Raw genomic sequence first — 230 nt, 5'->3', positions numbered from 1 at the left:
ATTTTTAACTTAAATTTTACATTTTCAGGGTAAGGTTTTTCATCGTCAGCGTGCAGTGCGCTTTGACGCTATCGGGACACACATCCGCCTGTGCAGCGATGTTGCGCGTGGGCATGTAAAATAACGCGGCCATTATGACCTTTCGTGCCCCGCGGGCATGTGTTAAAAATGGTCGTTGTTTCAGGGAATTGAGTGCAGAAAAGATTATGATTACTCATGCGGTCATATTT

It is taken from the genome of Citrobacter sp. TBCS-14 (assembly GCF_005280805.1).
GTDB classification, from domain to species: Bacteria; Pseudomonadota; Gammaproteobacteria; order Enterobacterales; family Enterobacteriaceae; genus Citrobacter; species Citrobacter gillenii.
Note: the sequence above shows the minus strand (reverse complement) of the source record.